The 21,553-nt window shown below is 67.7% G+C and carries 23 protein-coding genes; 3 read left to right on the top strand and 20 right to left on the bottom strand.

The window, feature by feature from the left end:
• Positions 1-32: 32 nt before the first annotated feature.
• On the top strand, positions 33-647 hold the full coding sequence (locus ACQCSU_RS19000) for a class I SAM-dependent methyltransferase (protein WP_426976813.1): 615 nt from the start codon (positions 33-35) through the stop codon (positions 645-647).
• Here ACQCSU_RS19000 and dapF read toward each other — a convergent pair.
• The 6 genes from dapF to ACQCSU_RS18970 all read right to left on the bottom strand — a co-directional run bounded on the left by dapF (position 628) and on the right by ACQCSU_RS18970 (position 6,458).
• Positions 628-1,584 carry a diaminopimelate epimerase gene (gene dapF / locus ACQCSU_RS18995; RefSeq protein ID WP_426976811.1) on the bottom strand — a complete coding sequence of 319 codons (957 nt, stop codon included), beginning with the start codon at positions 1,582-1,584 and terminating at the stop codon, positions 628-630. The genes ACQCSU_RS19000 and dapF overlap by 20 nt on opposite strands.
• Positions 1,577-2,512 (bottom strand): tRNA (adenosine(37)-N6)-dimethylallyltransferase MiaA, encoded by a 936-nt coding sequence (gene miaA / locus ACQCSU_RS18990; RefSeq protein WP_426976809.1) that lies wholly within the window; start codon positions 2,510-2,512, stop codon positions 1,577-1,579. The genes dapF and miaA overlap by 8 nt, the downstream gene beginning before the upstream one ends.
• Before the next feature lie 63 nt (positions 2,513-2,575).
• Positions 2,576-4,150, bottom strand: a complete 1,575-nt coding sequence (gene miaB, locus ACQCSU_RS18985; protein ID WP_426976807.1) for a tRNA (N6-isopentenyl adenosine(37)-C2)-methylthiotransferase MiaB — start codon at positions 4,148-4,150, stop codon at positions 2,576-2,578.
• Between the two features lie 75 nt (positions 4,151-4,225).
• Positions 4,226-4,705 (bottom strand): regulatory protein RecX, encoded by a 480-nt coding sequence (locus ACQCSU_RS18980; RefSeq protein WP_426979857.1) that lies wholly within the window; start codon positions 4,703-4,705, stop codon positions 4,226-4,228.
• A gap of 190 nt (positions 4,706-4,895) precedes the next feature.
• Positions 4,896-5,948 carry a recombinase RecA gene (gene recA / locus ACQCSU_RS18975; protein ID WP_426976805.1) on the bottom strand — a complete coding sequence of 351 codons (1,053 nt, stop codon included), beginning with the start codon at positions 5,946-5,948 and terminating at the stop codon, positions 4,896-4,898.
• Positions 5,949-6,239: 291 nt separating this feature from the next.
• The gene (locus tag ACQCSU_RS18970) at positions 6,240-6,458 is read right to left on the bottom strand and encodes a DUF3046 domain-containing protein (RefSeq protein ID WP_426976803.1); all 219 of its coding nucleotides are present in this window, start codon (positions 6,456-6,458) and stop codon (positions 6,240-6,242) included.
• 41 nt (positions 6,459-6,499) lie between these two features.
• On the opposite strand from ACQCSU_RS18970, the gene ACQCSU_RS18965 reads away from it, so the two are divergent.
• Positions 6,500-7,021, top strand: a complete 522-nt coding sequence (locus ACQCSU_RS18965) for a MarR family winged helix-turn-helix transcriptional regulator (protein WP_426976801.1) — start codon at positions 6,500-6,502, stop codon at positions 7,019-7,021.
• A gap of 153 nt (positions 7,022-7,174) precedes the next feature.
• Here the strand turns inward: ACQCSU_RS18965 and ACQCSU_RS18960 are convergent, their stop codons facing one another.
• From ACQCSU_RS18960 to ACQCSU_RS18925, 8 genes are all read right to left on the bottom strand, one after another.
• Complete coding sequence (locus ACQCSU_RS18960; RefSeq protein ID WP_426976799.1) at positions 7,175-7,627, bottom strand: helix-turn-helix domain-containing protein; 453 nt, start codon at positions 7,625-7,627, stop codon at positions 7,175-7,177.
• 138 nt (positions 7,628-7,765) lie between these two features.
• Positions 7,766-8,272: a CinA family protein gene (locus tag ACQCSU_RS18955; RefSeq protein WP_426976797.1), complete on the bottom strand. Its 507-nt coding sequence runs from the start codon at positions 8,270-8,272 to the stop codon at positions 7,766-7,768.
• Positions 8,269-8,910, bottom strand: a complete 642-nt coding sequence (pgsA, locus tag ACQCSU_RS18950; protein WP_426976796.1) for a CDP-diacylglycerol--glycerol-3-phosphate 3-phosphatidyltransferase — start codon at positions 8,908-8,910, stop codon at positions 8,269-8,271. The genes ACQCSU_RS18955 and pgsA overlap by 4 nt, the downstream gene beginning before the upstream one ends.
• Positions 8,911-8,919: 9 nt before the next feature.
• Positions 8,920-11,871 carry a DNA translocase FtsK gene (locus ACQCSU_RS18945; RefSeq protein WP_426979856.1) on the bottom strand — a complete coding sequence of 984 codons (2,952 nt, stop codon included), beginning with the start codon at positions 11,869-11,871 and terminating at the stop codon, positions 8,920-8,922.
• A 210-nt stretch (positions 11,872-12,081) separates the two neighbouring features.
• Positions 12,082-13,773 (bottom strand): ribonuclease J, encoded by a 1,692-nt coding sequence (locus ACQCSU_RS18940; RefSeq protein ID WP_354244566.1) that lies wholly within the window; start codon positions 13,771-13,773, stop codon positions 12,082-12,084.
• 59 nt (positions 13,774-13,832) lie between these two features.
• A complete protein-coding gene (gene dapA / locus ACQCSU_RS18935) occupies positions 13,833-14,741 on the bottom strand; it encodes a 4-hydroxy-tetrahydrodipicolinate synthase (protein ID WP_426976794.1) in 909 nt (302 codons plus the stop codon).
• 58 nt (positions 14,742-14,799) lie between these two features.
• On the bottom strand, positions 14,800-15,540 hold the full coding sequence (locus tag ACQCSU_RS18930) for a carbon-nitrogen hydrolase family protein (RefSeq protein ID WP_426976792.1): 741 nt from the start codon (positions 15,538-15,540) through the stop codon (positions 14,800-14,802).
• Between the two features lie 58 nt (positions 15,541-15,598).
• Positions 15,599-16,000: a hypothetical protein gene (locus tag ACQCSU_RS18925; protein WP_426976790.1), complete on the bottom strand. Its 402-nt coding sequence runs from the start codon at positions 15,998-16,000 to the stop codon at positions 15,599-15,601.
• Between the two features lie 116 nt (positions 16,001-16,116).
• Here ACQCSU_RS18925 and ACQCSU_RS18920 point away from each other — a divergent pair, with 116 nt between their 5' ends.
• Positions 16,117-17,352 (top strand): heparan-alpha-glucosaminide N-acetyltransferase domain-containing protein, encoded by a 1,236-nt coding sequence (locus ACQCSU_RS18920; RefSeq protein ID WP_426976788.1) that lies wholly within the window; start codon positions 16,117-16,119, stop codon positions 17,350-17,352.
• Here ACQCSU_RS18920 and ACQCSU_RS18915 read toward each other — a convergent pair.
• The 6 genes from ACQCSU_RS18915 to ACQCSU_RS18890 form a co-directional block, all read right to left on the bottom strand.
• Positions 17,349-17,840, bottom strand: coding sequence for a hypothetical protein (locus ACQCSU_RS18915; RefSeq protein ID WP_426976786.1), 492 nt, complete (start codon positions 17,838-17,840; stop codon positions 17,349-17,351). The two genes, ACQCSU_RS18920 and ACQCSU_RS18915, sit on opposite strands and share 4 nt — an antisense overlap.
• A 5-nt stretch (positions 17,841-17,845) precedes the next feature.
• Positions 17,846-18,601, bottom strand: a complete 756-nt coding sequence (gene dapB, locus ACQCSU_RS18910) for a 4-hydroxy-tetrahydrodipicolinate reductase (protein WP_426976785.1) — start codon at positions 18,599-18,601, stop codon at positions 17,846-17,848.
• Positions 18,602-18,719: 118 nt separating this feature from the next.
• A complete protein-coding gene (locus ACQCSU_RS18905; protein ID WP_426976783.1) occupies positions 18,720-19,220 on the bottom strand; it encodes a molybdenum cofactor biosynthesis protein MoaE in 501 nt (166 codons plus the stop codon).
• Entirely contained in the window at positions 19,210-19,722 is a 513-nt protein-coding gene (locus ACQCSU_RS18900; RefSeq protein WP_426976782.1) for a MogA/MoaB family molybdenum cofactor biosynthesis protein, read from the bottom strand. The genes ACQCSU_RS18905 and ACQCSU_RS18900 overlap by 11 nt, the downstream gene beginning before the upstream one ends.
• On the bottom strand, positions 19,719-20,270 hold the full coding sequence (gene moaC / locus ACQCSU_RS18895; RefSeq protein ID WP_426976781.1) for a cyclic pyranopterin monophosphate synthase MoaC: 552 nt from the start codon (positions 20,268-20,270) through the stop codon (positions 19,719-19,721). The genes ACQCSU_RS18900 and moaC overlap by 4 nt, the downstream gene beginning before the upstream one ends.
• A complete protein-coding gene (locus tag ACQCSU_RS18890) occupies positions 20,258-21,481 on the bottom strand; it encodes a molybdopterin molybdotransferase MoeA (protein WP_426976780.1) in 1,224 nt (407 codons plus the stop codon). The genes moaC and ACQCSU_RS18890 overlap by 13 nt, the downstream gene beginning before the upstream one ends.
• Positions 21,482-21,553: the final 72 nt, after the last annotated feature.

The raw sequence follows: 21,553 nt of genomic DNA, 5'->3' as shown, positions 1-21,553 counted from the left end.
TACAGGTCGAGGGCCAACTAATCTGGCCAGTTATGGAGTCTGCACACTATTTCAGCGCCCAGCCGGCCGGGCCGTTCACCCGCAAGCCACTGACCGTGGAGCTTGCCGGTGAGACACGCCACCTGCAGACCGCCTCGGGAATCTTCAGCCCGGACGGCATCGACAAGGGAACGGCCGTGTTGCTGGCCGATGTGCCCTCCCCTGCGCCGCAGGGAAACCTTCTGGACATCGGCTGCGGCTGGGGCCCGATCGCGCTGACCATGGCGCTGCGGGCACCTCATTCACGCGTCTGCGCGGTGGATGTGAACGAGCGCTGCGTGACGCTGACGAACGAGAACGCGGCGCTCCTGGGGCTGGGAAATCTCACGGCCAGCACACCCGACGCCGTCGATCCGGAGCTGCGTTTCGACACCATCTGGTCCAACCCGCCGATCCGGATCGGCAAAGACGAGCTTCATGCCCTGCTGCTCCTGTGGCTGCCGCGGCTGGCCGAGGGCGGCTCGGCCTGGCTCGTGGTGCAGAAGAACCTGGGGTCCGATTCGCTTCAGCGCTGGCTTGCCGCCGAGCTGGACAGCAGCTTCACCGTGACGCGCGAGAGCACCTCGAAGTCGTTCCGCATCCTGCGGGTCAGGAAAGCGTCCCGCTAGCCACGAGCACGGCCGGGCCGCTGAGCTCGACATGCTCGTGGCCTTCGGTGCCGAGGAAGAATTTCACGCCGACGACACCGCCTGGCACGTGGACGTTCCAGACGTCCGGGGCGCCCTGGCCGGCCCAGTGGCGGATCGCGACGGCGGCCGCGCAGGCGCCGGTGCCACAGGACTGGGTTTCGCCCACGCCCCGCTCGTGAACGCGCATGGTGATGGTTCCGACGCCGTCGTGCACCAGCGGCTCGGAGGGCACAACAAACTCGACGTTGGTGCCGTGGGGCGGCGTCGGATCCACATGGGGTGCGGTGAACAGCTGCGTGGCCTCGAGCTCTGCCAGTTCGGCCAGTGCAACGACGGTATGCGGGTTGCCCATGCTCACGGACAGAGCGGGCCGCGCGACCTCAAGTCCTGTGGCGCTGACCAGTGAATCCATGGCTCGCGCGGTGGCCTCGCCCGGGAAGATGAACTCCCAGGGGCCCATGTCGACGGCGTACCCTGCCGCGGTGCGGACAATCGTCTTGGCCCCGCCGCGGGTGCCGATGGTCAGGGATTCCCCGGCGGGCAGCTCGACGAGGCCTTCGGCGATCAGGAAGTGCACAAAGACGCGGACCCCGTTGCCGCACATTTCCGAGAGCGAGCCGTCGCCGTTGCGGTAGTCCATGAACCATTCGGCGTCCGGGTGCTCCGTGAGCAGCTCCTGGCCTTCCGGGAGCAGCCTGGAGGGGACGGCGCGGATCAGGCCGTCTCCGCCGATGCCGCGGTGGCGGTCGCACAGTGCTGCGACCTGCTCCGGGGTGACGGACAGGGTGCCGTTCGGGTCGGCGAGGAGCACAAAGTCATTGCCCGTGCCGTGTCCTTTGGAGAATTTGAGTCCGCTCAGGGCCGCAGTGTTGGCTTCTGCGTTTTGGTCAACGGCTGCGGCGAGGGTTTCATCCATGATTCAAGGTTACCGGTCCCGGATGGCCGGGGCGGCACAGTGCGGCGGCCTTGGTCACGAGGCCGGGATCCTGCCAGTCCAGCCAGTGGATGCGGGGGTCCGCCCGGAACCAGGTCAGCTGGCGGCGGGCGAACTGCCGGGTCGCGACGATGGTCTCCTCGGCCGCCTGTTCCACGCCGGTCTCGCCGTCGAGGACCCGGAGGAACTGGGCGTAGCCGAGGGCCCGCGGGGCGGTCCTGCCCAGCCGGAGCCCGGCCCCATCAAGCCGCCGGACCTCTTCGAGCAACCCCTGGTCCACCATGGCGTGGACGCGGCGGGCGAGCCGCTCCCTGAGCAGTTCGCGGTCCACCTCGAGGCCGATCTGGACGGCAGGCTGGAAATACTCGCGGGTGGGCATGAAGGCGCTGAAGGGCCGCCCGGTCAGTTCGTGGACCTCGAGGGCTCGGATGATCCGGCGGGCATCGCCGAGCCGGCCGGCGGACGCCGGATCCACGGTCTCCAGCCGGGCCCGCAAAGGGGCGGGGCCGTCCGCTTCCAGTTCCGCCTCCAGCCGGCGGCGGATGGCAGGATCGGTGCCAGGGAATTCCAGCACGTCAAGGGCGGCGCGGACGTAGAGCCCGGAGCCGCCGGCGAGGATGGCGCGCTTGCCGCGGGTATGGATGTCCGTGATGAGCGCGCGGACCTGCTGCTGGAAGTCCGAGACGCTGGCTTCCCCGGTCACGTCCAGGATGTCCAGGAGGTGGTGCGGCACCCCCCTGCGTTCGGCGTCGGTGATCTTGGCAGTGCCGATGTCCATGCCGCGGTAGAACTGCATGGAATCGGCGTTGATGACTTCGCCGTCGAGCTCCAGCGCGAGCGAGACGGCAAGGTCGGACTTGCCGGAACCGGTCGGCCCGACGACGGCTATCACCGGCGGTGCGTCCCGCACTGCGTCGGCCTGAGTGTCCTCCTGTGCCTTGCCGGCCGGAATGCCCTCCGGACCTGCCACCGGCTAGCGGCCGCGGACCGGTAGGGTGGGCATGCCCAAAGACACACCCGTCCTGCCGGAGGCGGCCCCCGGCGCCGGCGCGCCGCAGGAGTCGGCCTGGGACCTGTCCCAGGCATCGCCTGCGCGGGAGCGGCGGAGGCTGTAGTCGTCCGCCGTCACCGGGTCGGCGACGAGGTGGAAGGACGCAGCCTCGGTGATGGTGACGGTCACGAGATCGCCGGGGCGGGGCACTTCGGCGCCGGCGGGGACGGAGAAGTGGACCAGCCGCTGGTCCTGGGCGCGGCCGGAGAGCCGGTGGGTTTCCTCGGCTTTGCGGCCGGACTGGGCCGTGACCATGACCTCGACACGGCGGCCGAGCTGGCGGGCGTTTTCCTCGGCAGCGATCCGGTCCTGCAGCGCGGTGAGGCGTTCGAAGCGTTCCTGGACCACGGGCTTGGGCAGCTGATCCGGGAGGTCCGCGGCGGGGGTGCCGGGGCGTTTGGAGTACTGGAAGGTGAAGGCGGTGGCGAAGCGCGACTTCTCCACGACGTCGAGGGTGGCCTGGAAGTCCTCTTCAGTCTCACCGGGGAACCCGACGATGATGTCGGTAGAGATGGCCGCGCGCGGGATCTTTTCCCGGACCTTGTCCAGGATGCCGAGGAACTTCGTGGAGCGGTAGGAACGGCGCATGTCCTTGAGGACCTTGTCCGAGCCGGACTGCAGCGGCATATGCAGCTGCGGCATGACGTTGGGGGTCTCGGCCATGGCGTCGATGACGTCATCGGTGAAGGCGGCCGGGTGCGGGCTCGTGAACCGGACGCGTTCCAGGCCGGGGATGTCCCCGCAGGCGCGCAAGAGCTTGGAGAAGGCCTGCCGGTCGCCGAATTCGACGCCGTAGGAGTTCACGTTCTGGCCCAGCAGGGTGACTTCGATGGCGCCGTCGTCAACGAGGGCCTGGATCTCGGCCAGGATGTCACCGGGCCGGCGGTCCTTTTCCTTGCCCCGCAGGGCCGGGACGATGCAGAAGGTGCAGGTGTTGTTGCAGCCCACGGAAATCGACACCCAGCCTGAGTAGACCGAGTCCCGCTTGGTCGGAAGCGTGGAGGGGAAGACGTCGAGAGATTCGAGGATTTCCAGCTGCGCCTCGTTATTGTGCCGCGCCCGGTCCAGCAGGGCGGGAAGGGCACCGACGTTGTGGGTGCCGAAGACTGCGTCCACCCAGGGTGCTTTCTTCAAGATGGTGTCGCGGTCCTTCTGCGCCAGGCAGCCGCCGACGGCGATCTGCATGCCGGGGTTGGCGGCCTTGACCGGAGCCAGCATGCCGAGATTGCCGTAGAGCTTGTTGTCGGCGTTCTCCCGGACTGCGCAGGTGTTGAAGACCACGACGTCGGCCAGCTCACCTGCGGCGGGGACGTAGCCGGCGGCTTCGAGCATCCCGGACATCCGCTCGGAATCGTGCACGTTCATCTGGCAGCCGAAAGTGCGCACCTGGTAGGTACGCGGCTGCGCGGCAGCATGCGCGGGCAAGGCGTCAGCTGCAGACGAGGAGTCCAGGGAGGGCGTGGTACCGGCTGCTGGGGAGGGAATGGTCAAACTCACCTGTTAAGGGTAACGGGTCCGCGCCGCCGCCGTGCCGGAGGGTTCACCCGACTCCGGGTTCAGTAGACTCCGGATTCAATAGTCCGGGTCTGCTTCCGCCCCCGCTGCCACGGCTTCGAGCACCTCGCCCACGATCCTGAAGGCCTGCGAGGGGTGGTACCCCTTGCGTGCGAGCATCGAGGCCAGCCGGCGCGTGGTCTTGTCCCGCACCTCGCGGTCTTCGAATCCGGTGACGCCGCGAAGTTTGCGCTGGACGAGTTCCCGGGCCGCGGCCTCCTCGTCTTCGTCGCTGAGCTGTTCCAGGGCGATGGCGGCGGTGTCCGCGTCGATGCCTTTGTCCGCGAGTTCCCGCCGCAGGGCGCCTTTCGCGAGCTTTCGGCTTTGGGACCGGCTCCGGACCCACATGTCCGCGAACTCCGCGTCGTCGACGAGCCGGACCTCTTCGAAGCGGTCCAGTACGGCTTCGGCGACATCGCCGGGGATGTTTCGCTCGGCCAGCTTTCGGGCAAGCTGAAGTCTGCTCTTGGGCGACGACGTCAACTGCCGCAGCACGATGGCCCGGGCTACCGCCGCCGGATCTGCGTCCCGGCGCTGCTCGGGCGAGGGACGGGAACGACGGCGCCCGTCCTGAGGACTGTCCTCACGCCCGGCGCGGTCGGCAACGCCCGGGGCAGGACTCCCGGATGAGAATCCTGCCCCTTTGCGCGCTCCGCGTCGTGAAGGCGTGCCTTCGGACACCAGGCCGTCAGAAGCCGTCAACGGCCTTCAGCCTCGGCGATGCTTCGGTCTCGGCCGGGGCCTTCACCCCGACGCCGAGCTTCTCCTTGATGAGACGCTCCAGTTCGGAGGCGAGCTCAGGGTTGTCGCGCAGGAAGCGGCGCGAGTTCTCCATGCCCTGGCCGAGCTGGTCGCCGTCGTACGTGAACCAGGATCCCGACTTCTTGATCAGGCCGTGCTCGACGCCCATGTCGATGATGCCGCCCTCACGGGAAATGCCCTGGCCGTAGATGATGTCGAACTCGGCGATCTTGAAAGGCGGGGCCATCTTGTTCTTGACGATCTTGGCCTTGGTGCGGTTACCGACGGAGTCCGCGCCCTCCTTGAGGGTCTGGATCCGGCGGACGTCAATACGGATCGAGGCGTAGAACTTCAGGGCCTTACCACCGGTGGTGGTTTCCGGGGAGCCGAAGAACACGCCGATTTTTTCACGCAGCTGGTTGATGAAGATGGCGGTGGTCTTGGTCTGGCTCAGGCGGCCGGTGATCTTACGCAGCGCCTGGCTCATCAGGCGGGCCTGGAGACCGACGTGGCTGTCGCCCATGTCGCCTTCGATTTCCGCGCGGGGAACCAGCGCGGCGACGGAGTCGATGACGATGACGTCAAGCGAGCCGGAGCCGATGAGCATGTCCATGATCTCCAGGGCCTGCTCGCCGGTGTCCGGCTGGGAAACGAGCAGGGCGTCGGTGTCCACGCCCAGCCTGGCCGCGTATTCGGGATCCAGGGCGTGTTCGGCGTCGATGAAGGCGGCGATGCCGCCCAGACGCTGAGCGCTGGCCACCGCGTGCAGTGCCACGGTGGTCTTACCGGAGGATTCCGGACCGTAGATTTCAACGACGCGGCCGCGGGGCAGCCCGCCAATTCCCAGGGCTATGTCCAGTGCAATGGAGCCGGTCGGGATGACCTCGATGGGTGCACGGACTTCGTCGCCCAGGCGCATGACCGAGCCTTTGCCGAACTGCTTGTCAATCTGGGCAAGCGCTGCGTCGAGCGCCTTCTGGCGATCCGGGGCTGCGGCCATGGTTCACACCTCTAATGCTTTCTCGCTGTGGAGTGGCCGTATTGGCCCTTCGTCTGTCATCGCTGACCTGTCTTCACTGACGCTAATGGCACCCACCGACAGAGTTGCCGGCCTGCATCGCGTATGTGGAAAGCGCTCTAAAAAAAGCATAGTCCCACCCGAACAGATATTCGAACAATCCGGCGGCGTGTCAGTGTTCGGCGTGTCAGTGTTCGGCGTGTCAGTGTTCGGCATGTCAGTGTTCGGCGTGTCAGTGTTCGGTGTGTTCGACCGGCCTGGTCCCGCCGCGGGTCAGCGGGTTTTGACGTCGCGGCCCAACCGGCGCTCAGGCGGTACATCCTGGACTTCGCAGAGGGCCAGCCAGACCTGCCGCGGCGGCACCCCGGCACTGAGCGCCTGGTCCGCGGTGCGGCCACCCACCCCGGACAGGACCAGCGAGCTGCTGAGAACCCGGGAATAGCCTGCTCCGAACTCGTCGTCCATGAGCCGCCAAAAGTCACTGATTCGCACCAATAAAGTCTCTCACGGTCCGGGACTCTAGAATGGTTGCCATGAGCAACCCACCCGAGGGCCCCGAAAATTCACTGAATTCTCCCGGGAACGCCGAGGATCCCGCGGACGCCGCCCTGACCGCTGTAGAGCACCAGTTGAGCGTGCTGTGGCGCCGCGCCCGGTCCGTGTCCCAGCAGCTCTCGCGGCAGGTCCATCCGGACATGGAGCCGGCAGCCTACGGCCTGCTCAGCGTGATCCGCCGGAAGGGTCCGATCCGGTTGACCGAGCTGGCCTCCTGCATCGGCGTCGGCAAGCCTTCGGTGAGCCGGCAGATCGCATTCCTGGAAAACCTCGGCCTGGTGTCCAAGGAGGCCGATCCGCTCGACGGCCGGGCCCAGTCGATCAGGCTGACGGCCAAGGGGGAGGAGAAGATGCACCAGGTCCAGGACGCCCGGCGTGAGGTCTTCCGGGAGCGGCTGTCAGAGTGGCCGGCCGAGGAACTGCAGGCCCTCGCGGCCTATATGGCCAAGCTCAACGCCACGTACGAGCGCGACGGCTTCCCCAGGGACGAGTCCGCGTAACTACGCCTGAGCCCAATACTCCGCCGGAGGGCACATCACGGCAGTGTTGCGGCGGAACACTGCCGTGAACTGTCGTCCGGCGCTCCGTCCCGGACACGGAAAAGGTCCCCGGCACACCGCCGGGGACCTTCCTTAGATCGAATGGGGCCGGGGCTACCGCGCCCCGGAGAGAAGGCCCTTGGCCAACTCGTCGTTCAGGTCCGAGTTGAGCTCACGGTCCAGGTCACGGCCGTAGCGCTGTGCGAACTCCTGCGGGACGGTGTCCGGAACTGCCACACCCTCGACGACGGCGACGCGGTCGCTGACTTCGCGGAGCATGCTGGAGAGCGGAACATCGAGGGCCGAGCAGATCGAGGAAAGGAGCTCCGAGGAGGCTTCCTTTTGGCCGCGTTCCACTTCGCTCAGGTAGCCCAGTGAAACGCGGGCGCTGTGCGAGACTTCGCGGAGGGTACGGCCTTGGCGTTGGCGGACATCGCGCAGAACATCGCCGATTTCGTGACGAAGTACAACCATCTTGCGCTCCTTCTGTTCGCTCTTAGCCTGATCGGCGAGGCCCACATCCTTCCAGCGGACAACGCCGTTTACGGATACGGGCTGCTTTACCATCTGTATCGCCTTGCTCCCTCGTATGTCGAGTCCGCCGCTAGAGGGCGAACTATTGATGCTTTCATCCTAGGCGCCTCCCATATTCGGAGGCGACACAATCTAACAACTATTAGGAATCAACTTTTGTTCCCGGCAACTTTACGCAGGGTAGCCTGCCGGCGCCAGTACCTCCAGCAGGCGGTCCAGGGCCGCCGCGCAGGCCAGAGAGCGGATTTCCGCCCGGCTTCCCTCGAAGCTGTACGCGTACGAGGCCGACCCGTCCGCGGTGGCGATGCCGATATAGACCGACCCGACGTCCTGTCCTCCGTGCTGCTCGGGGCCGGCGACGCCGGTGGTGGACACGCCGATGTCGGCACCGCAGATCCGCCGGGCGCCGTCGGCCATGGCGGCGGCGACCTGCCCGTCCACGGCGCCGACGGCGTCCAGGAGGTCCCGGGGAACTCCGAGCACATCGGCCTTGACCGAGTTCTGGTAGGACACCACACCACCCTGCAGCATCCCGGAGGCACCGGGGGTATCGGCCAGGACCGCCGCGACCATGCCAGCGGTGAGGGATTCGGCGGTGGCGACGGTCAGCCCGCGGTCGATGGCTCCGGTCACGGCCTGTTCGGCGATGCGGTGAAGGTTGGGATGCAGAGTGGTCATGGCTTGCCCTCCTGGGCCTGCTGGTGCTGTGCCCGGATGCCGCTGGCGCGCAGCTTGAGGGCCTCGATGACGTATTCTCCGCCCGTCCAGACCGTGATGGCCAGGGCCACCATCATGACGGCGAAGGCCACAACCCCCAGCCACGGCACCAGGGAGGCCAGCGGAATGACGTACAGGAAGATGGCCGCCGTCTGGACGACGGTCTTGAGCTTTCCGCCCCGCGAGGCCGGGATCACGCCGTAGCGGATGACGAAGAAGCGCAGCGCGGTGATGCCCCACTCGCGGACCAGGATCAGGACGGTGACCCACCACGGGAGTTCCTGGAGCAGGGAGAGCATCACGAGGGCGGAGCCGATCAGGAGCTTGTCCGCGATCGGGTCGGCGATTTTGCCGAAATCGGTGACAAGTCCCCGGCTGCGGGCGATGTCGCCGTCGAGCTTGTCCGTGTAGATGGCGACGGCGAACGTCGCCGCCGCGACCCAGCGCCAGACGCCGTTTTGGCTGTCCAGCCCGGGGGCGTCAACGACGAGGAACCAGACGAAAAATGGCACCAGCACAATCCGCAGCATCGTCAGGATGTTGGGCAGGTTCCAGATCCGCGAGGCGGACCCGGCACTTCTGGCGTCGGCGCTAGTCACCTTCCTAGGCTACCGTCCGGTGAGCGACCAGGCGTCCTCGGAACCACTGTCGTCCTCATCAGAGGCCCCCCTGGAGCCACCGTCAGAGCCGTCCGAGCCGTCTGCGCCGTCGAAGTACTCAACTTTCTGGCTGCGCTTGTCCAGGTCTGCCGCCACGAGGTCTTCCGCGTAACCGCCCTGGGCGATGTTGGCGTTGGCGTTGTCACTCAGTGCCGCGGTCTGGGAATCAGCGACGGCGGGCATGTCCATGCCCTTCATGGCGGCGAGGACGGCGGCGAGGTCGTCCGGCTTGACCAGGACGTCGCGTGCCTTGGAGCCCTCGGAGGGACCCACCACTCCCCTGGACTCGAGCAGGTCCATGAGCCGGCCTGCCTTCGCGAAGCCGACGCGCAGCTTGCGCTGCAGCATCGAGGTGGAACCGAACTGGGTGGTGACCACCAGTTCGGTGGCCTGCAGCAGCACCTCGAGGTCGTCCCCGATGTCGTCGTCGATCTGCTTCTTCTGCGCCTCCGGGGCGACGTCGTCACGGTAGACGGCCTTGAGCTGGCCCTTGACGTGTTCGACCACCTTGTGGATCTCGGACTCGGTGACCCAGGCGCCCTGGACTCGCATGGCCTTGGAGGCGCCCATCGGCAGGAAGAGAGCGTCGCCCTGGCCGATGAGTTTCTCGGCGCCCGGCTGGTCCAGGACCACGCGGGAGTCCGTGACGGAGGAGGTCGCGAAGGCCATCCGGGATGGCACGTTGGCCTTGATCAGGCCGGTGACGACGTCCACGGACGGGCGCTGGGTGGCCAGGACCAGGTGGATGCCGGCCGCACGGGCCAGCTGGGTGATGCGGACGATGGAGTCTTCGACGTCGCGCGGGGCCACCATCATGAGGTCGGCGAGTTCGTCCACGATCACCAGCAGGTACGGGTACGGCCGGATGACCCGCTTGGAACCCTCCGGCGGGTGGACCTTGCCGGCCCGGACGGCCTTGTTGAAGTCGTCGATGTGCTTGAAGCCGTAGTTGGCGAGGTCGTCGTAACGGGCGTCCATCTCGCGGACCACCCACTGCAGCGCCTCGGCGGCTTTCTTGGGGTTGGTGATGATGGGTGTGATGAGGTGCGGGACGCCTTCATAGGCTGTCAGCTCCACCCGCTTGGGGTCCACCATGACCATGCGGACCTCGTCCGGGGTGGCGCGCATCAGGATGGAGGTGATCATGGCATTCACGAATGCCGACTTGCCGGCACCGGTGGCACCGGCCACCAGAAGGTGCGGCATCTTGGCGAGGTTCGCCACGACGTAGCCGCCCTCGACGTCCTTGCCGACACCGATCACCATGGGGTGCTCCGTCCGCCGGGCGTTCTGGCTCCGTAGCACGTCCCCCAGCGACACGGTTTCGCGGTCCGTGTTGGGGATCTCGATGCCGATCGCGGACCGCCCGGGGATGGGGCTCAGGATCCGTACATCCGAGCTGGCGACGGCATAGGAGATGTTCTTCGACAGGGCGGTGACGCGTTCCACCTTGGTGCCCGGGGAGAGCTCGATCTCGTACCGGGTCACGGTGGGGCCCCTGCTGAAGCCGGTGACCTGGGCTTCCACGTTGAACTGGTTGAGGGTCTCGGTCAGGGAGGCGACGATCGCGTCGTTGGCCTCGGTGCGTTCCTTGGGGATGGAGCCAGGGGTCAGGACGTCCGACGCCGGGAGCGTGTACGTCACGTCCCCGGCCAGGGAGAGCTGTTCGGTGCGCTGCGGAATGGGCGTGGGCAGCGGCGCCGGCGCCACCGGGTTGGAGGGGACCTTGGCGGCGGCCGCCGCCGCAGTTCCGGCGGCAGGGTTCAGGGACCCTGCGGCCACCATTCCCGGGGTGACGAGCGGGATCGCCTCGGTGGCGTTCTCCCCGACGTTTGCGGCGGCGCCGAGGCCCTGGGCAGCCTTGATCTTTTCGACGGCGATCTCGGCCTGGGTGGGCCGGCGCACGCCGGGAGCCACGGATTTGGAGCCCTTGGCGGCTTTCGCGGCCTCGGCTTCCTTGGCTGCTTCCTCATCTTCGATAAGGGCACGTTCGAAAGCTTCGTCCCCGACGTAGCCTTCCAGGCCGGCGTCGGCGTCGGCGTCTTTGCCGAAGAGCCGCCGGCGCTTCTTCTTCGCCGGGGCAGCGGTGTCGTTTTCGTAGAGGTAGCTACGGTCGTGGTCGTCGTCGGCGTCGTGTTCCTCCAAGTCGATGCCCATGAGGTGCTCGTAGGCGTCCCTGAGCCGGCTGGGGATGGCGCCGAAGGGTGTGGCCGTGACGATCAGCAGCGAGGTGAAGGCGAGCACGCTGTACACGGCCACGGGGACGGCGGCGTGGATGGCGGCCAGCGGTGCGGCGGCAAGATAGCCCAGCATGCCGCCGGCCTGGCGCAGGCCGTCGAAACCGTCGGCGACGGTCGGCTCGCCCCCGATGATGTGCGCCAGGCCGGTGCCGGCGAAGGTCATGAGCAGGAAACCGATGCCGATCCGGTTGTTGCCGCGGCCGTCAACGGGCTGGCGGAACAGGCGGAAAGCGCAGACGAAGAGCATGAGAGGCAGCAGCAGGGACATCCAGCCGAAGGTGCCGTTGACGATCCCGTAGACCATGTCCGGGAACCAGCCCTGGAAGCCCCACCAGGCGAAGGTGGCGGCGAAGACGCCGAGCGCGAGATTGAACAGGGCTGCGCCGTCGCGGCGGTCCTCGGGGGCGAGGTCGCTGACGTCAGAGCCGACCCGGCGGACCCCGGCGCCGACGACGTGGGCAATCCCCAGCCACGCGCCGGCAACGACCCGCACCAGCCAGGGCTGTTTGGGTTCGACGGTGGCCAACTGGCGGGTCCGTGCGGTGCCCGCCGAACCTGAGGGCCGTGCTTTGGACGCAGCTGTGCCCGAGCCCCGGCCCGTGGAACTACCTGATTTACCGCCTGGGTTTCCTCTAGGCGCGGAGGAAGTACGTGTCGCCATACCCGCTACGGTACCGGACACCGGGCCGAAAACCGCGGATTTCCGGGCCTCCGCGGGGATCATGTTGCGGACCCACGGCCTTCCCCGGGCGCCGGTGACGCGTTCCACCGGCAAGCCAAAACGGCCTTCCTGGCCGGCCCCGGCCAAAGGGCTGGGGCGGGTCAGGAAGGCCGTCTCGGTTCACCCGCAGAGGGCTCCGAGGGCAGGCGCTTAGGCCTCCAGGACCACCGGGATGATCAAGGGCTTGCGGCGAAGCTTCCGGTTGACCCAGGTGCCCACCACCCGGCGGACAACCTGCTGGAGCTGGTGTGTGGTGTGGTCCGTGCGGTTGAGCACGGCTTCTTCCAGGGCGGCATTGATCTTGGGGATGATCTCGTCGAAGACGGAGTCGTCCTCGGCCACGCCGCGGGCGTGGATTTCGGGGCCGGAGACGACCTTGCCGGTGGCGCGGTGGATCACGGTGATGATGGAGATGAAGCCTTCATCGCCGAGCGTCTGGCGGTCCTTCAGGTCGGCTTCCGTGACTTCGCCGACGCTGGAGCCGTCGACGTAGACGAAGCCGACCTCCACCTGGCCGACGATGTCGGCCTGGTGGTCCCGGAGGTCGATGACGGTGCCGTTGTCCGCGAGCAGGATGCTTTCCTCCGGCACGCCGGAGTCCAGAGCGATCTTGCCGTTGGCGATCAGGTGGCGGGTCTCGCCGTGCACCGGCATCGCGTTGAGCGGCTCGAGGATGTTGTAGCAGTACAGCAGCTCGCCGGCGGCGGCGTGGCCGGAGACGTGCACCTTGGCGTTGCCCTTGTGGATGACGTCGGCGCCGAGCTTGAGCAGGCCGTTGATGATGCGGAAGACCGCGTTCTCGTTTCCCGGGATCAGGCTGGAGGCGAGGATGACGGTGTCGCCCTGGCCGACGACGACCCGGTGGTCGCCGTTGGCCATACGGGACAGCGCGGCCATCGGCTCGCCCTGGGAACCGGTGGACATCAGGACCACGCGGTTGTCTGGCAGGTTGTCGATGTTCTTGATGTCGACCAGGATGCCCGCCGGCACCTCGAGGTAGCCGAGCTTCTCGGCGATGGCCATGTTGCGGACCATCGAGCGGCCCACGAAGGCAACCTTGCGGTTGTGGTTGGCGGCGGCGTCGAGGACCTGCTGGACACGGTGCACGTGCGAGGAGAACGAGGCCACGATCAGGCGCTTGCTGGCCTGGCCGAAGAGCCGGTCCAGGGTGGGCCCGATGTCCTTCTCTGCGGTGGTGAAGCCCGGGACGTCGGCGTTGGTGGAGTCCGACATGAACAGGTCCACGCCTTCTTCGCCGAGCTTGGCGAAGTGGCGGAGGTCGGTGATCCGGCCGTCCAGGGGCAACTGGTCCATCTTGAAGTCGCCGGTGTGCAGCACGGTGCCGCCGGCCGTGCGGATGAACACGGCCAGGGCATCGGGGATCGAGTGGTTGACCGCGACGAATTCGCATTCGAACGGGCCGAACTTTTGAACCTGTCCCTCGGTGACCGTCTGCATGACGGGCTTGATCCGGTGCTCCTGCAGCTTCGCCTCAATGAGGGCCAGCGTCAGCCGGGAGCCCACCAGGGGAATGTCGGCGCGCAGTCGTAGCAGATACGGGACGGCACCGATGTGGTCCTCGTGGCCGTGCGTCAGGACGACGGCGACGATGTCATCGAGGCGGTTCTCGATGTAGGAGAAATCGGGCAGGATCAGGTCGACGCCGGGCTGGGTTTCCTCGGGGAAGAGGACACCGCAGTCGACGATGAGCAGCTTGCCGTCAACTTCGAAGACGGTCATGTTGCGGCCGATCTCGCCCAGGCCGCCGAGCGGCACGATCCGCAGGGTGTCCTTGAGCAGTTTCGGCGGCGTGACAAGGCCGGGAAGGGCGGTTTGGGTCATAGTGCACTACTTTCCAGGCGGTTGCCGGAGAGGTCGTTGCCAATCAGAAAAACCCCCGATCAGGAAAAGACCAGTCCCGCTTCCGCCAAGTCCTCGCGGATGGTTTCGATCTCGGCTTCGCCCGGCTCCACGAGGGGCAAACGGACAACCGAGTTGGGCAGGACTCCCTGCCACTTAAGAACTTGCTTTGCAGCAACAGCACCCTGAATGTGGGTCATCACTGCACGGACCACGGGGTCCAGTTCGAAATGTATGGTGCGGGCGGTGGCAAAATCGCCTGCAAGTGCGGCATCGATCATGGCGCGGAACTGCTTGGTGGCCACGTGCGCCGAAACGCTGACGAGGCCGACGGCGCCCGCTGCCATCCATGGCAGGGTCAGTCCGTCGTCGCCCGAGTAGACATCCAGATCAGTATTCGCCAGGACGCGGGTCACCGCAGCGAAATCGGCCTTGGCGTCCTTGAGCGCGACGATGCGCGGGTGGTCGGCGAGCCGGATCATGGTTTCGGGCAGGATCGGGACGCCGGCGCGGCCGGGAATGTCATAGACCATGACGGGGAGGTCAGCGGCGTCGGCGACGGCTTCGATGTGGGCCTGGATGCCGGCCTGGCTCGGCTTGTTGTAGTACGGCGTGACGATCAGCTGGCCGTGCGCTCCGGCTTTCACGGCGCGCCTGGCCATCTCGATCGAGTGCGAGGTGTGGTTGGTGCCGGTCCCGGCGATCACCTTGGCGCGGTCCCCCACGGCCTCAACGATGACACGGAACAGCTTTTCCTTTTCGTCGTCTTCCAGCGTGGAGGTTTCGCCCGTGGTGCCGGAGATGACGAGGGCGTCATTGCCGTCGTCGACGAGCTTGTTGGCCAGCTCTGCGGACTTCTGATAGTCGACCTCACCGTCGGTGGTGAAAGGCGTGACCATGGCGGTCACGAGGGTTCCGAACGTGTAAGAGCGAATGTCAGAGTCAGCCATGGTAAAAACGTTACCCTGTCTTCGGCATGTTAGGGCAATGGAGGCAGCGTGATGATCGTCAAACTCGGCCGGCAGGGTGTTGCAGGGTCACGGTCAGCACCTCGGTACCCGTGCCGCCGGCCTGGCGGATGACCATTCCGTCCGGCCCCCAAAAACCGCTCAACCCGCAGGACGGCCCCAGTGCGGTGCTGCCGGCCAGATTGGCGAGCACGGCGAAGATCCGGTTGTCCATGGCCCGGGCGGCAAGATGGCTGTCCAGCCGGCTGTCCTCCCCCGCGGTGTAGAGGGCCGAGACGGCGTAGACGTCCGCCCCTGCCTCCGCGGCATCCAGAGCGTGTTCGGAGTGGGCGGCGTCGAAACAGATGGCAAGGGCGATCTTCCAGCCGTCGAGTTCGAGGAGGACGGCCCCGTCCCCGGGCGTGAACAACCGGTTCTCCGGGCCGTGGAGCCTCGACTTGAACGCGTAGTCCACGGCACCGGAGGGATGGAGGGCGAGCGAGGCCAGCCGCGGTGTGCCGTCGGCTTCCTGGAACGGGGCACCGACGACTGCCGTAATGCCGGTCCGGCGGCAGATTTCCCCGATTCCGTCCAGCCGCCCGTCCCCGGCCGTCACCCACCGATCCGGGTCCGCCAGCGGATCGAGCTCGTAGCCCGTGAGGGACAGCTCCGGGAAAAGGACGAGCCGCGCGCCATGGGCGTCCGCATCCTCGATGAGGCGGATATGCTCCGGGACATTGGCGGCGATTCCGCCGTCGAGGGCCCGGTATTGGATGGCGGAGAGCGTCAGCGCTGTGGTCACCCTGCCATCCTAGGCAGCCCTGCGGCCCGGCGGACAACTCGCGGGTCACGGCGGCGGGTCACCGCGGCGGGGAGGCATCGGCTGAGGGCGTTGCGCAGTAGCGGCCGACTGCGTGTTCGCGCAGGGACTCTGCCCAGGCGGAAAGGCGCTGCGCGGCGCGCACGTAGTGGAACAGTTCGGTGGGCGTCAGCGCTTCGAGGTCGGTCTCGGCGAGGCGGCGGGCAAGCTCGGCACCGGGTGTCTGCGCCGACAACGCCATGCCCTCCCGATGCCACTGGAAGTCCTCCGCCGATTCGCCGGCGACGAGTTGCCGAAAGAGGAAATCCACGACGCCAGGACTCATCGCCTTCAGCACGCCGGGCGCCCCATCCGGAAATGCTTGACCCTGCAATTTTTGACCCTGCAATGCTTGACCCTGCAATGCCTGAGTGTGGAAAGCGGGCTCTGATGCGTTGTTCATGGCATCATGGTATTCGAACATATATTCGAATACAAGGCCTGTGGAGCTCCTGTGAACATGTTCAGGGCCACTGCCTGCGGGGGCGCGGCGCCAGCCGGACATGAGACGATCGAAAGATGACCCAGCGCGCAACGGCCTCACATTCCCGGACCGCCCGGGGCAAGCGGCCCGGCGCCCGGCTGACAGGCATCGATGCCGCCCGCGGGCTGGCGCTCCTTGGCATGATGGCAACCCACGTGCTGCCCACCTTCGAGTCCAATGCCCAGCTCACCCCGACGTGGGTGGGGCTGGTGTTCTCCGGACGAGCGTCCGCCTTGTTCGCCGTGCTGGCCGGGATCGGTCTGGCCCTGTCAACGGGAAAGCAGCAACCCCTCCAGGGCCCGGAACTATGGGCGGCCCGGCGCGGCATCACTCTGCGCGCCCTCGTGGTCGGCGCCGTCGGGCTCTCGCTGGGCGGACTCGAAGTCAATATCGCCATCATCCTGGTCCATTACGCAGTCCTGTTCCTCTGCGTGCTTCCGTTCCTTGGGCTGGGGGTCAAACAACTGTTGCCCCTCGCCGCCCTCTGGATCGTCATGCCGCCGGTGCTGGCTTTCCTGCTGCGGCCCTGGCTCCTGGCGGCCACCCCGCCGCTGCACCTCGGACACAACCCCGGCTGGGAGGACCTCGGCACGCCGGGGGCCCTGCTCGGCGATCTTTTCCTGACCGGCTATTACCCCGTGTTCCAGTGGATCGCCTACCTGCTGATCGGCCTCGCCATCGGCCGGATGGCCCTGACGACGGCGGCCGTTTCGGCGCTGCTGCTGGCCGGCGGTGCCATGGTGGCCGTCCTGGCCAAATGGGCCAGCGTCGTCATGATGGAGGACTGGGGCGGCCGGAGGGCGCTGGAAGAGCAACTGGCGGACCCCTCGTACCCGTTGGGGAGCCTGCTGCAGGTCAATGTTGCCGGGGTGGAGCAGTCCGGATCGTGGTGGTGGCTGGCCACGAGTGCCCCGCACTCAGGCAGCACGCTGGATCTGCTGCATACTTCGGGGGTCGCGGCCGCCGTCGTGGGCTTCTGCCTGCTGCTGGGCCGGCTTGCCGAATGGGTCGAGCTGGACCTGCTGCTCCCCTTGCGCGGCGCCGGCGCCCTGACGTTGAGTCTCTACACGGCCCATTTGTGCGTCATGGCGGCCCTGTACCAGAAGCCGCTGCCGTCCGGGTGGACGGTGGACGGTGTGTACTGGGCGCAGGCAGCCGCCGTCGTGATTATTGGCGGGATCTTCGCGGCCCTGGCCTGGCGCGGGCCGCTGGAATGGGTGGCCCATGCGGCCAACCAGCTGGGCCGGTACCAGCCGGCCCGCATCCGTTAGGCCGCGGGCGTCCCGGCCGAGCCGGAACGGAACAGCCGGACGGCGTCGCGCATCGAGGCGCGGGCGCGCTTGCGGTCACCCGAGGCGTCGTAGGCGCAGCTGAGCCGGAACCACGAGCGCCAGTCCTCCGGCGCCGCTTCCGTCTCGGCGCGGTACTTTTCGAATTCGAGGTCCGCGGCCTCCCGGATGATCCGTCCGGCCGGGGTGCGCGGGAGCGTGTCCTCCGGCAGTCCGACCTCGGCTTCGAGGATTTTCGCCATCTGTTCGGTACGGGCGCCGAACACCAGCTCCCGGACGAGGGCCCAGGCACCGACCAGCGGGAGGACCAGGTACGCCACGCCGATGGCTTTCGCCACGAGGTTGGGATCGGACATCAGCAGCACGGAGCGCTGGAAGGACACCACCAGGTAGAACACGAGCAGCAGGGTCACGGCCCCGACCCAGATCTTGGTGCGGTTGGCTTTCAGGGCGGTCAGCACATTGGCCACGGCGCTCAGAGTCCCAGGTCCAGGTAGCCGTCGAGGCCCACGGTGAGGCCCGGGTTCGCGGCAACGTTGCGGATGCCCAGCAGCACGCCGGGCATGAAGGAGGCGCGGTCGAAGGAGTCGTGCCGGAAGGTCAGCTGCTCCCCCGGCCCGCCGAGCAGGACTTCCTGGTGCGCCACGAGCCCCCGCAGCCGGACGCTGTGCACACGGACGCCGTCGACCTCGCAGCCGCGTGCACCGGGGCGTTCGCTGGTAGTGGCATCCGGGCTGGCGGGGACACCGGCGGCTTCCCGCTCGGCCGCGATCAGCTGGGCAGTCCGCACGGCCGTTCCCGAGGGGGCGTCCACCTTGTCCGGGTGGTGCAGTTCGATGATTTCGACCGATTCGAAGTACCGGGAGGCCTTGGCGGCGAAGGCCGAGGCGAGGACCGAGCCGAGGGCAAAGTTGGGGGCAATCAGGACGCCGATTTCCTGGCCGGCGAGGAGTTCCTCGAGCCGTGCCAGCCGGTCCGCGTCCCAGCCGGTGGTGCCGACGACGGCGTGCATGCCGTGTTCGACCGCGAAACGGACGTTGGCTTCGGTGCTTTCCGGGACCGTCAGGTCCACCACGATCAGGGCGCCGGCGTCCACGAGTGTGTCCAGGGAATCCTTCCGGCCGAGGGCCGCCACAAGCTTCAGGTCCGCGGCGGCTTCAACAGCCTTCACCGCCTCGGCGCCCATGCGCCCGTTCGCGCCCAGCACGGCGACTGCGAGTTGTTCGGTCATGCCATCAACCCTACCGCCGGGGCCCGTGCCTCCTTGAACCGGGGCCCTGCGTTACAGGTCCTGCCCTGGCCGGCCCGGTCCCGCGCCGGTTGGCGCTACACGCCCGCGCCGTCTGGCGCTACTCGCCCGCGCCGACCCACTCGACCGTGCCGTCGGTGAAGAACTGTTCCTTCCAGATGGGGACCTGCGCCTTGATCCGGTCCACGAGCTCCGAGCAGACCGCGAAGGCCTGGCCGCGGTGTGCGGCCGAGACGGCACAGACCAGCGCCGGGTCGCCGATCTCCAGCATGCCGATCCGGTGCGCCGCCCAGATCCGCACCGGTTGGCCCTGCCCCGGCTGGTCTTGCCCGGAGGCGGGTTCACCGCCGGGTCCGCCGGCACTCGACTGCTCGGCGACGAGGGCCGCAACGACGTCGGCCATCACCTGGTGCGCCGTCGGGTGCGCGCTGTAGTTGAGCCGTTGGACGGGTTTGCCGCCGTCGTGGTTCCGGACGACGCCGCTGAAGCTGACGACGGCCCCGGCGGTGTCCGATTCGACTGCGGCGATGGCTTGGTCCACGGAGATCGGTTCGTCGCTGAGGACGGCGTGGACGATTTCAAATCCTGTGTCAGTGCCCATGGCTGCCTTCCAGCTGGTCGCAGAGATGTCCGAGAATGGGATCCAGCACGCTCAGGCCGTCCATGACGCCCTTCGGGGATCCGGGGAGATTGACGATGAAGGTCTGTCCGGCTGCCCCCGCGTGGCCCCGGCTCAGCATAGCCATGGGCGTCTTGGCCGTTCCCGCGCTCCGGATGCCTTCCATGATGCCCGGAATCTCGCGGTCCAGGAGGGGCAGGGTCTGTTCCGGGGTGGCGTCGGTGGCGCTGAGGCCCGTGCCGCCGCTCGTGATGATGACGGCAGGCTGCTGGGTGAGGAGGGCGCGGAGGGCGGCGCCCACCGGCTCCCCGTCCGGCACCACGAGCGGGGGGAACGGCTCGAAGCCGTGTTCGGTGAGCCAGTCGATGATGACGGGACCGGTGAGGTCGTCATAGACGCCGGCCGCGGCCCGCGTCGAGGCAATCACGACGCCGGCCTTCCGCCCGGTCGCTTCGCCGTGACGGTGGGGTTCGGGCATGCTCATATGGTCCAGTCCCCGCTCTTGCCGCCGCTTTTGGCCAGCACTTTGATGTCGTTCAGGACCGCGTGCTTGTCCACGGCCTTGATCATGTCGTAGAGGCTGAGCGCGGCCACCGAGGCAGCGGTCAGTGCTTCCATCTCGACGCCGGTGACGCCGAGGGTCTTGACGGTGGCGAACACGGTGATGGAGGCGGTGTCCAGTTCGAAGTCGACGGTGACTTTGGCGATCGGCAGCGGATGGCACAGCGGGATGAGTTCGGGGGTCTTTTTGGCCGCCATGATGCCGGCGATGCGGGCGACGGCCAGGGCGTCGCCCTTGGGCAGGTCACCGGCGCCGAGGAGGGTCAGGACCTCGGCCGTGCTGTTGACCGTGGCGGTGGCCGTGGCCTCCCGCGTTGACTCGGCCTTGTTGGACACATCGACCATTTGGGCGGTGCCGTCCTGGCGCAGGTGGGTCAGGACCGGTTTTCTGGCTTCATCGGTAACGGCGTCCGCGTTAACAGCTGCCGGGTTTCCCGGTGTGGGGATTTCTGCATCGTTCACAGCATCCATACTTCCACCTCTGCGCCTTCGGCGAGCGCAGCAATTCCTTCGGGGACGTGGATGAGGGCGTTCGAGTGTGCCAGGGCGCTGACCAGGTGCGAGCCTGCGCCGCCTTCGAGGCGGACTGTGCAGTCCGGCTGGAGTGTGCCGCGCCGGACCTGGTGCTTGCCCGGCGGGGACGTCACGGCTTCGGCCAGCCGCGCCCGGACCTTGGGACGCGGGGCGGGCGAGCCGAACAGGGCGCCGAGGACGGGGCGCAGGAACATTTCGAAGGAGATGAGGCAGCTCACCGGGTTCCCCGGGAACCCGAGGACGGGGACGCCGTCGAACGTTCCGATCCCCTGCGGGCCGCCCGGCTGCATGGCGACTCCGAGGAACTCGACGTCGTGCCCGTCCATCGCCAGCCGGACCACCTCGTAGGCGCCCTTGCTGACGCCGCCGGTGGTGACGATCAGGTCCACGTCCGGGGTGTGCCGGCGCAGCAGTGCGGCGAGCTCCTCGGGGCGGTCCGTGGAGATGCCGGTTCTGGTCACCGCCAGGCCCGCCTGACGCATGGCTGATTCGAGCAGGGTTCCGTTGGAGTCGTAAATCTTGCCGGGCCCGAGCGGACTGCCGGGTTCCACGACTTCGTCGCCGGTGGTGACGAGGAGGATCCGCAGGGCGCGGTAGACCGCCACTTCGGTGAGCCCGAGCGCGGCCAGCAGTCCCAGCTGTCCCGGTCCCAGGTACGTCCCGGCGGCGAGCGCCAGCTCCCCGGTGCGGATGTCGCTGCCGGCGTCGCGGACAAAATTCCCGGCCGGGGCAGCGGGCAGAGTGACCGTGGCCGGCTCTCCGGGCGCGGGAAAGGAGTCCGGCACCGCCTGCTCAATCGGCACGACGGCGTCCGCTCCCGGCGGCATCATGGCTCCGGTCATGATCGGGGCGGCCGTGCCCGGGGCGAGTCCGTCCGGAGCGGCACCGGCGGGGATGGGCGCCACGACGCGCAGCTCGGTGCCGCCGTCGGGCACGTCCGCGCTGCGGATGGCGAAGCCGTCCATCTGCGAGTTCGCGAAGGGCGGCAGGTCCACCGGCGCCACGATGTCCGCCGAGAGTCCCCGTCCGAGGGCCGCGAGCAGCGGGAGCCGTTCAATCCGGTCCGGTGTGCGGAGCGGGGCCAGCAGCCGGCGGACCGCCTCGCGGTGCGCTTCCACGCTGACGCGCAGTGTCTGGGTGCGGTGCATACGTTTTCTTGACCCCTCGTGATGACCCTTTGTCGTGGCTCTATGCCTGGACGCTGATTGCCGGAACAGTGG

Origin of the sequence: Pseudarthrobacter sp. O4 (genome assembly GCF_050157025.1) — a bacterium.
Classification (GTDB): Bacteria; Actinomycetota; Actinomycetes; order Actinomycetales; family Micrococcaceae; genus Arthrobacter.
The sequence above is the reverse complement of the archived record's forward strand: the minus strand, read 5'-3'. Positions and strand labels throughout refer to the sequence as shown.

Bases quoted from the DNA above. Each gene is read 5' to 3' on its own strand.
- ACQCSU_RS19000 (WP_426976813.1), top strand. From the start codon at position 33: ATGGAGTCTGCACACTATTTCAGCGCCCAGCCGGCCGGGCCGTTCACC.
- dapF (WP_426976811.1), bottom strand. From the start codon at position 1,584: ATGGATGAAACCCTCGCCGCAGCCGTTGACCAAAACGCAGAAGCCAAC.
- recA (WP_426976805.1), bottom strand. From the start codon at position 5,948: ATGGCCGCAGCCCCGGATCGCCAGAAGGCGCTCGACGCAGCGCTTGCC.
- ACQCSU_RS18965 (WP_426976801.1), top strand. From the start codon at position 6,500: ATGAGCAACCCACCCGAGGGCCCCGAAAATTCACTGAATTCTCCCGGG.
- ACQCSU_RS18960 (WP_426976799.1), bottom strand. From the start codon at position 7,627: ATGGTAAAGCAGCCCGTATCCGTAAACGGCGTTGTCCGCTGGAAGGAT.
- ACQCSU_RS18955 (WP_426976797.1), bottom strand. From the start codon at position 8,272: ATGACCACTCTGCATCCCAACCTTCACCGCATCGCCGAACAGGCCGTG.
- ACQCSU_RS18945 (WP_426979856.1), bottom strand. From the start codon at position 11,871: ATGGCGACACGTACTTCCTCCGCGCCTAGAGGAAACCCAGGCGGTAAA.
- ACQCSU_RS18940 (WP_354244566.1), bottom strand. From the start codon at position 13,773: ATGACCCAAACCGCCCTTCCCGGCCTTGTCACGCCGCCGAAACTGCTC.
- dapA (WP_426976794.1), bottom strand. From the start codon at position 14,741: ATGGCTGACTCTGACATTCGCTCTTACACGTTCGGAACCCTCGTGACC.
- ACQCSU_RS18925 (WP_426976790.1), bottom strand. From the start codon at position 16,000: ATGAACAACGCATCAGAGCCCGCTTTCCACACTCAGGCATTGCAGGGT.
- ACQCSU_RS18920 (WP_426976788.1), top strand. From the start codon at position 16,117: ATGACCCAGCGCGCAACGGCCTCACATTCCCGGACCGCCCGGGGCAAG.
- dapB (WP_426976785.1), bottom strand. From the start codon at position 18,601: ATGACCGAACAACTCGCAGTCGCCGTGCTGGGCGCGAACGGGCGCATG.
- ACQCSU_RS18905 (WP_426976783.1), bottom strand. From the start codon at position 19,220: ATGGGCACTGACACAGGATTTGAAATCGTCCACGCCGTCCTCAGCGAC.
- ACQCSU_RS18900 (WP_426976782.1), bottom strand. From the start codon at position 19,722: ATGAGCATGCCCGAACCCCACCGTCACGGCGAAGCGACCGGGCGGAAG.
- moaC (WP_426976781.1), bottom strand. From the start codon at position 20,270: ATGGATGCTGTGAACGATGCAGAAATCCCCACACCGGGAAACCCGGCA.
- ACQCSU_RS18890 (WP_426976780.1), bottom strand. From the start codon at position 21,481: ATGCACCGCACCCAGACACTGCGCGTCAGCGTGGAAGCGCACCGCGAG.